This window comes from Arsenophonus sp. ENCA, assembly GCF_002287155.1.
Lineage (GTDB): Bacteria > Pseudomonadota > Gammaproteobacteria > Enterobacterales > Enterobacteriaceae > Arsenophonus > Arsenophonus nilaparvatae.
This window is the reverse complement of sequence record NZ_NHNG01000542.1, coordinates 1-4,214: the sequence shown is the minus strand read 5'-3', so window position 1 is coordinate 4,214 and position 4,214 is coordinate 1. Positions and strand designations below refer to the sequence as shown.

The 4,214-nt window shown below is 36.5% G+C and carries 3 protein-coding genes and 1 pseudogene; all 4 read right to left on the bottom strand.

Annotation, left to right across the window (positions count from 1 at the left end; all coding sequences use genetic code 11):
• Positions 1–208: pseudogene (locus tag CBG25_RS14120) on the bottom strand (hypothetical protein); the annotation flags it as partial.
• Entirely contained in the window at positions 195–1,733 is a 1,539-nt protein-coding gene (gene emrB, locus CBG25_RS14115; protein ID WP_290607395.1) for a multidrug efflux MFS transporter permease subunit EmrB, read from the bottom strand. The pseudogene CBG25_RS14120 and the gene emrB, both read right to left, overlap by 14 nt.
• Positions 1,734–1,745: 12 nt before the next feature.
• Positions 1,746–2,912 carry a multidrug efflux MFS transporter periplasmic adaptor subunit EmrA gene (gene emrA / locus CBG25_RS14110; protein ID WP_290607393.1) on the bottom strand — a complete coding sequence of 389 codons (1,167 nt, stop codon included), beginning with the start codon at positions 2,910–2,912 and terminating at the stop codon, positions 1,746–1,748.
• 149 nt (positions 2,913–3,061) lie between these two features.
• Entirely contained in the window at positions 3,062–3,610 is a 549-nt protein-coding gene (gene mprA / locus CBG25_RS14105; RefSeq protein WP_290607391.1) for a transcriptional repressor MprA, read from the bottom strand.
• Positions 3,611–4,214: the final 604 nt, after the last annotated feature.

Sequence of the window (4,214 nt, the reverse complement as noted above, 5' to 3'; positions counted from 1 at the left end):
CATCCAAAATCTCTGTGACAATAAATGCCCTACGTTCACCAATTTGCTTGAGATAATCGCAAAGGGAAACAGAACCCTCCAAGATAGGTAGATTTTGCGCTTTGACAAACTTACGTTTGGTGTGAGAAGGCGATTCCAGTTTGCGAGTAAATACGGTCATAAAAGATCTGCGTTTAAAACGAATAAAGCAAATTTTAATCGATAACATGAGCTTTTGCGACAGCCTCTTGAAAGGGGGGTTTTGCCAACCAAAGTAAAACTAAAAGGGCAATAAAAACGCCTGCTGATAACCAAAAAATTTCATTGGCTGAGATAATTAATCCTTGATCAGTAATCATTTTTGCTAGATAAGCGGATGACTGTTGCTCATTTAATCCTAATGCGGACAATTTTGCATAGAATAGTTGCGACTCTGGATTATAGGGGGTAATAATTTCAGTAAAGTGGGCATGATGCATAGCTTCCCTTTGTGTCCATAAAGTGGTTGTCACAGATGTTCCTATCGCTCCGGCAAGTGTCCGGGCAAAATTTGATAGACTGGATGCTGAGGCGAGCTTTTCAGCTGGTAAACCAGATAAAGTAATGGTGGTCAGTGGCATGAAAAAGCAAGCAATAGCTAATCCTTGCAGGAATTGTGGCCATGCCGCAGCGGCAAAATCCATCGATGGCTCAAATGTCCATGCTCGCCAATAATAGCAGACGGCGTAAATAATAAAGCTGAAAGTAACGATAACACGCATATCAATTTTATGGCTATATCGCCCGATCAATGGCGTTATTAATAGTGGTAAAATCCCAACTGGTGCTGAGGCTAAACCCGCCCATGTTGCCGTATAACCAAACACTTCCTGTAATAACTGTGGTAGTAATACAATAGTACCAAAGTAGAGCATATAAGCCAGACTGAGTGACAAACAGCCAATAATGAAATTACGCTCCTTGAACAGGGAAAGATCAATAACAGGGTTATTATCTGTCAGTTCCCAAATAATTAGGAAGCTCAATGCAATTACTGCGGTTATTGCCAACACAACAATTTCTGTTGAATAAAACCAATCTAGTTCTTTACCTCGATCAAGCATAATTTGTAATGCACCGATACCAACGATCAGTAATGTTAATCCAATGGTATCAATTGGCTTTATCTCAGTTGCGGTTTCACGATCAGCGAGTGTTTGCATAATAATGAAAATAATCGCAATACCGAAAGGAACATTAATAAAAAAAATCCACCCCCAGTGATAATTATCACTAATATAGCCACCTAAGATCGGCCCGCAAATGGGGGCAATAACAATTGTTATTGACCAAAGTGCAAGCGCCATATTACGTTTAAGAGGAGGGTAATTATTAAGCAGTAGGCTTTGTGACAAAGGAATAAGCGGACCTGCCACCATTCCTTGTAAGATGCGAAAGAAGATCAATGTTTCCAAACTGCCGGCAATACCACATAGCCATGAGGTTAGGGTGAATAGCGCGGTTGACCAAAGAAAAAGTTTAACTTCGCCAATGCGTTTAGCCAACCAACCTGTGATGGGGATCGAAATTGCATTAGCTACGCCAAAGGAGGTGATCACCCAGGTACCTTGTGAATTAGAAGCACCTAAATTACCAGCAATAGTTGGGATTGCAACATTAGCAATGGTAGAATCTAAAACCTGCATAAAGGTAGCTAGTGATAGCGCAAATGTCATCCATGCCAGTTTTGTACCTTGTAAGGGCTCTTTCGCCACGATGAGCTCCTTTTATTTTGATTCTGAATTATTATTAATAATATCGGTAACTAGTCGATCGACAGGAGCCATATTAATTTTAAACGCATTAGTATGATAAGCTGGGTTATCGCGAGTTTTTTGTGAAAGTATTGGGCCATTTTTGTCACTTGTATCGACGGTAACGTCACTGGAAAGTCCGATCCGCAAAGGGTATTTTTTTAATTGTTCTGTATCAATGGTTATACGAACAGGCAAGCGTTGCACAATTTTGATCCAGTTACCACTTGCATTTTGGGCCGGTAATAGTGAAAAAGCGCTACCTGTTCCCATATCTAAGCCTTCAACACGTCCTTGATAAACAATGTTTTTACCATAAAAATCGGTAGTGATTTTTGCTGGTTGACCGATACGAATATCGGCAAGTTGAGTTTCTTTAAAATTTGCGTCAATCCACATATTGTCAGTTGGTACTACCGCCATAAACGGTGTTGCCGGGGTGATACGAGCGCCAACTTGAACACTACGACGTGAAACATACCCATCAACAGGGGTAACAATTTGTGTCCGTTCTAATGTTAGCCAAGCGTTACGAAGTTCAGTGGCAGCTTGTAAAACTGTAGGTTGTTTATCTAGTGGAGTATCTAACACGATAGCTTGGTTAGCATTAAACTGCTCAACAGCCACATCGAGGGCGGCTTTAGCACTGGTTACCGCTTCACGAGCATGTTGTAATTCTTCTTTACCAATAACTTTTGATTGGCCAAGTATTTCGCGACGTTGAAGATCTTGCTGTAATTTATTCAGTTCAGAACGACGAAGAGAGATATTGGCTTGATACTGTCGGCTATTAATCATATGTTGATGAGTTTGTCTGACGCTGTTAGCTAAGTTAGTTTTTGCTTTTTCCAATTCTAAAATAGCATCTCTGGGATCAAGTTTAACCAGCACTGTGCCACTTTTTACAAAATCAGTGTTTTCAACATTAACGGTAATAACGCTGCCAGGTACTTGAGACATTATCTGAATTTGATTGCCTGCAATGTAGGCATTATCAGTACTTTGATGGTGTCGGAGCACTAAAAACCAATAAATTCCACATATTAGTGCAGTAATGATAAAAAAAATGCTAACTAGTACAATTATAGTTCGGCGTTTTTGGGTTTTAGTCGCTGTTAATTGTTGTTCATTAACGCCCATGTTGTATTAAACTCCATATTATTCATTTTACTAATGTTTAATCTACGCTTAATAAGCGAAAGTTTCCAGTAGCTTATAATTATACCACTGGAAACGGTATGGTTATTATTAATAATTTTTTATGATTTTGGATGGCTTTGGGGTAATCATTAACATACAGTTTGATTGTCAAGATCATCAAGTTTAACTAATAACTTTCTCATCAATTTTTCGATAGTATTTTTTTCTTCAGCGCTAAAAACAGACCAAATTTTTTCTAAATTTTCGTTTTGGCGAGGAAGTATTTTTTTTAGAAAGTTTGAACCCTCTTCGGTTAAATGGAGATATAAGCATCGGCGATCATTGTGACTTTCTTTGCGTTCAATCCATTTTCGATTTTCCAATTCATCTGCAATGCGCGTTGCATTTGTTCTCGAGGAGCCTAAAGCATCGCTAAGTTCAGACGGTTGAATACTATGTGTTGTTTGGGTGTCGAGAATGATTAATGCCATAAATAACGTTTCATTAATTCCTTGTTTTTTAAGCATATTATTTCTGTTTTCTAACAATTTCCCTTGCACATGCATACATAAACGCGTTAGCAAAATTTGCTGATAGGGTAGCGGAATAGTTGATTTTTGTTGTTGCTGTTTGCGTTCATTAAGTAATTGCTCTATGGGAGAAAATGAAGTTTTTTTTTGTGTTTGTGTGCTTTCCATTATTTATATACCTTATTAGTTTCAGTTGGTAAGATAGCAACTGTCATAATCAATCTAAATGGTATATCAAAAGCTAAAATTATCAATTATAGTTATTTATTATCGCGAAATTTATTTTGTTATTGGTATTTAATTCATAAATATTTTAAATGTTAATATAAGAAAAATAGATTTTAAAATAGCTTTAAATATTCTATAACTTCTTATTTGCAAAATAATTTCATTATCGAATTAATAAAAAATAAATATCATTTGCAATAAATTATATACATTTAATATTAGTTAATTGTTTTGTTATAACACTATTATTAAATTAAATATAGATAAATTAAAATAAACAATAGTTAATCTAAACTAGCTATCTAATTGATTGTTAGATGATAAGTTAAAAATTAATTTTCTTATTCATTTAAATAAGGCGAATGTCTTTATTGCCGTTAAGTTGCCATATAATATAAAAAAGGTTAAAAAGATAACATTCAGGGCACCTCGAAAAACCTAAGCCGAGTTTGATTTTGCTGATAAAGTTATCGGAAGCTGGTCTACTGAGCTAACCACCATGAAGAAACGCAGCGCCATTAAGAATGACCTCTTTGCAAACCAG

Coding starts and splice junctions, on each gene's coding strand:
- emrA (WP_290607393.1), bottom strand. CDS start 2,912: ATGGGCGTTAATGAACAACAATTAACAGCGACTAAAACCCAAAAACGC.
- mprA (WP_290607391.1), bottom strand. CDS start 3,610: ATGGAAAGCACACAAACACAAAAAAAAACTTCATTTTCTCCCATAGAG.